Source organism: Nocardia carnea (assembly GCF_029868855.1).
GTDB lineage: Bacteria > Actinomycetota > Actinomycetes > Mycobacteriales > Mycobacteriaceae > Nocardia > Nocardia carnea_A.
Window position 1 is genome coordinate 1 of sequence record NZ_JARWOV010000053.1, and the last position, 3,460, is coordinate 3,460.

At 63.1% G+C, this 3,460-nt stretch carries 1 protein-coding gene and 2 pseudogenes; 2 read left to right on the top strand and 1 reads right to left on the bottom strand.

All coding sequences use genetic code 11. The annotated features are described in order from the left end of the window. Positions 1–169: 169 nt before the first annotated feature. Positions 170–932: pseudogene (locus QH195_RS04645) on the bottom strand (IS5 family transposase). A gap of 246 nt (positions 933–1,178) precedes the next feature. Here QH195_RS04645 and QH195_RS04650 point away from each other — a divergent pair. Continuing rightward, a pseudogene (locus QH195_RS04650) lies at positions 1,179–1,538 on the top strand (IS110 family transposase); the annotation flags it as partial. A 58-nt stretch (positions 1,539–1,596) separates the two neighbouring features. Continuing rightward, on the top strand, positions 1,597–2,385 hold the full coding sequence (locus QH195_RS04655) for a transposase (protein ID WP_280434429.1): 789 nt from the start codon (positions 1,597–1,599) through the stop codon (positions 2,383–2,385). Positions 2,386–3,460 lie beyond the last annotated feature (1,075 nt).

Here is a 3,460-nt window from a genome sequence, read left to right on the forward strand (position 1 = left end):
CCAGCTCCGCCGCTGCCAGCTGCTCGGCCGAGGCTTCGGCCTTCTTCTTCGCCACAGCATCAAGTGTCGTCATCACGGCACCTTCCCGCTGACCATCCGGTCAGCGACTCAGGCCGGAAACACCCTTAAATCCACAGTCCCATGCGGACAGTGTCGCACTCCCGAGAGATCAGTTCAGGATGAGTTTGCGGAGGCATATGACCGAGCAGGCCAGGCTCAGTAGTGCTTGGTGGATATCGGCGCGGCGTTCGTAGCGGGTTCGTAAGCGTTTGAAGGCGTGCAGCCATGTGAAGCCTCGCTCCACCGGCCACCGGAGTTTCCCAATCCAGAGCCGTGGCCGGTGCTGCGGCGGGCGATGACCGGGGTGATACCGCGGGCCCGGAGAAGCCGGCGGTACTTGTCGTGGTCGTAGCCGCGGTCGGCATACAGATGACGAGGTCGGCGCCAGGGGCGACCACGACGGCCCCTGATCACGGGCAGGGCGTCGACGAGCGGGATGAGCTGGGTGACGTCGTTGCGGTTGCCGCCGGTCAGGGAGACCGTCAGGGGTGTCCCGGCGGCGTCGGTGATCAGATGATGCTTGGAACCGGGCCGACCTCGGTCGACCGGGCTCGGGCCGACATGGTCCCCCCTTTGAGAGCCCGCAGGTGTGAGGCATCGACCAGCACCCGTGACAGTTCGAGCCGCCCGGCTGCCCGCAGCTCGTTCAACATGTTTTCATGCAGTTGCTGCCACACTCCGGCCTGCGACCATTCACTCAACCGACGCCAGCAGGTCGCACCCGAGACACCGAACAACCCGGTCGGTAGCTGGTTCCAGCCGATACCCGTACGAGCCACGTACAGAATGCCCTCCAACGCGGCTCGGTCATCGGACCGATGGCGACCCGGGTAGCGGAAGCGTCTCTTCCGCAACGGAATCAACGATTTCATCCGCGACCAAAGCTCGTCGGTCACCACCTCATCACCCACACCGAGATTGTCGAATGCGCTGCGGCGCAACGCAAGACGTTTCCCGAGTTAATTCTGAACTGATCTCTTAGAGGATAAGGTCTCACTCCTGTCTCGCCTCGGAGGGACGGCTCGACCGCCCTATGTCGACTGCGGTTCATCGCTTCAGTGAATGCCGTCGGCGAGCCGTCTTCCCTTCGTCCGGTCGGCACTGAGAAGGGTGGCGGAATGGCGCACAGGATTTGGGCAGGTGTCGATGTCGGCAAGTCGGCACACCATTGCGTGGTGATCGTCGCCGGTGGAAAGCATTTGCTGTCTCGCCGCGTCCGCAACACCGAGATCGCTCTGAACAAGCTCGTAGACGATGTACTCGGGCTGTCCCGCGAGGCGGCAGTGGTGTGGGCCAGCGACATCAACCGCGGCCCGGCCTCCCTGCTGTTGGCCGTACTGAGTTACCGTGGCCAGCAGGTGGTCTACCTTCCGAGCCGCAGATTCCACCATGCGGCCGCCTTGTACAGGGGCGAAGGGAAATCCGATGCGAAGGACGCCGCCATCATCGCCGACCACGCCCGCTCGCGGATAGACATGCGGTTCATGGTCGCGACCGACATCGAAGTTCGCCACCTGGACATTCTCATCACACGCCGTGGAGCGCATCGAAGACCGCTCCCGCGCCATCAACCGGCTGCGAGCCCTGCTCACCGAGTACTTCCCTGCCCTCGATGCCACATTCGCCTTCGCCCGCAGCACCAGCGCCCTCATACTCGTCAGCAAGTACCAGACCCCCACAGCCATCCGCGACGCCGGCGAGGACGCAATCGCGCTGTGGCTCCGAGGCCGCGGTGCCCGTTTCTTCCGCAAGGCCGCTGCCCGCGCGGTCGAGGCCGCGCAATCCCAAACCGTGCACATCCCCGGTGAGCAGCTCGCCGCGGGGATCATCGGACAACTCGCCCACGACATCCTTGAACTCAACGACGCGATTACCGAGGTCAACCACGATATCGAAACCCACTACTCGCGCCACCGATACGCCCCGATCATCTCCAGCCTGCCCGGCTTCGGTCCCGTCTTGGGCGCGGAATTCCTCGCCTTCACCGGTGGCAATATGAACCTCTACCCCAGCGCCGGTCACCTGGCATCATTCTGCGGACTCGCGCCGGTCGCCAAGGACTCCGGCAACATCACCGGCAACCACCGACGCCCGCGTAGCTACGATCGCCGCCTGCTCCGGGTCTGGTATCTATCGTCGATGACGGCCCTGACCGTCGATGGCCCCTCCAAGACCTACTACGACCGCAAACGAACCGAGGGAAAACACCACGTCCAGGCCATCCTCTCCTTATCTCGGCGGAGGGCCAACGTCCTGTGGGCGATGCTGCGAGACAACACCCCTTATAACCCCATACGAACGTCCCGCCGTAGCCCGCGTAGGTAGACGTGGCACATCTCAGGCCGTGTTGAACCTGCAGCAACAATCACCGCGCCTGCTCCCGCGCTGTGTCGCTTCCGGTTGAATTCCAAATCCGACGGTATGGCCTAACCCGATCGACTCGCGCAACACCACGCTCACATGACCAGCTTCCTTGTAGAAGTCTCACCGTCCACGCAAATCCCCTCACGTCATCCGCCATTGCGCAGCTTCACCCAGCGCACGCAGCGGAAGCCTGCCGAGGCGCATCCCCAAACCGAACACATATTGGCCAGCACCACCGACCCGAGGTGGTCGACTATCCGCCGGTAACGGATGAGAAATCTGAACCGCCGGGAGTCGAGTAACTTCCCGAGGCTCACTCTGGATTCCCTGGCCGCCCACCGCTGGGTTTCAGCGTCCGCATGCCTCATTCCACAGGCAGTTAGCGGGAGTTACCGAAACCGCGTCTTCGGACAACACCCCACCGCACTGGAATAGCCGCACAGCATCCCCACAGCCAGCATCCGCCCAGCACCACCCACACCCATTGACACCGGATAGGGACGACCACCACCATGAACTCGATAGCAATTCCAAATGTATTGACCTGAAACGGCCGACGATATAAGTTCGTTACCGCTCGACCCCGTTTCGGGGGTAGTTGTGTCGTATTTGCGAGGGCGAATCCCCCCTCGCGCACCGCTCTACCACGAATTTCCGTCATTTATGACAGAAATTCGTGTTCGAGGGCCCTCGTACACGCCGTTTCCGCACGTTTTCCTGTCATAGATGACGGTTCAGGTGTTAGAGACATCCCTCTTCCACGCCGTGCCACGCGCACGAGTGCCCGCTCCAGGTGCACCGCATCTCAGGAGCGCGCGACCAGCAAACGTCCACGGGGTTCCCATTGCCGGCCCGAGTGTGTAGACACGGCGCCCAGACCTTGGCGCCGCCTCCCCACGAGCGCCGCCTCCGCGGTGGCTCCTGATCAGCGGATCACGCCCGGACCCGACCACACCGGCCAGCAACTCGCGACACACGGCCACCGACGTGCACGCGTTGCCGGTGGCACACCGGCTGGAATTCAGGTTTCCTGGTA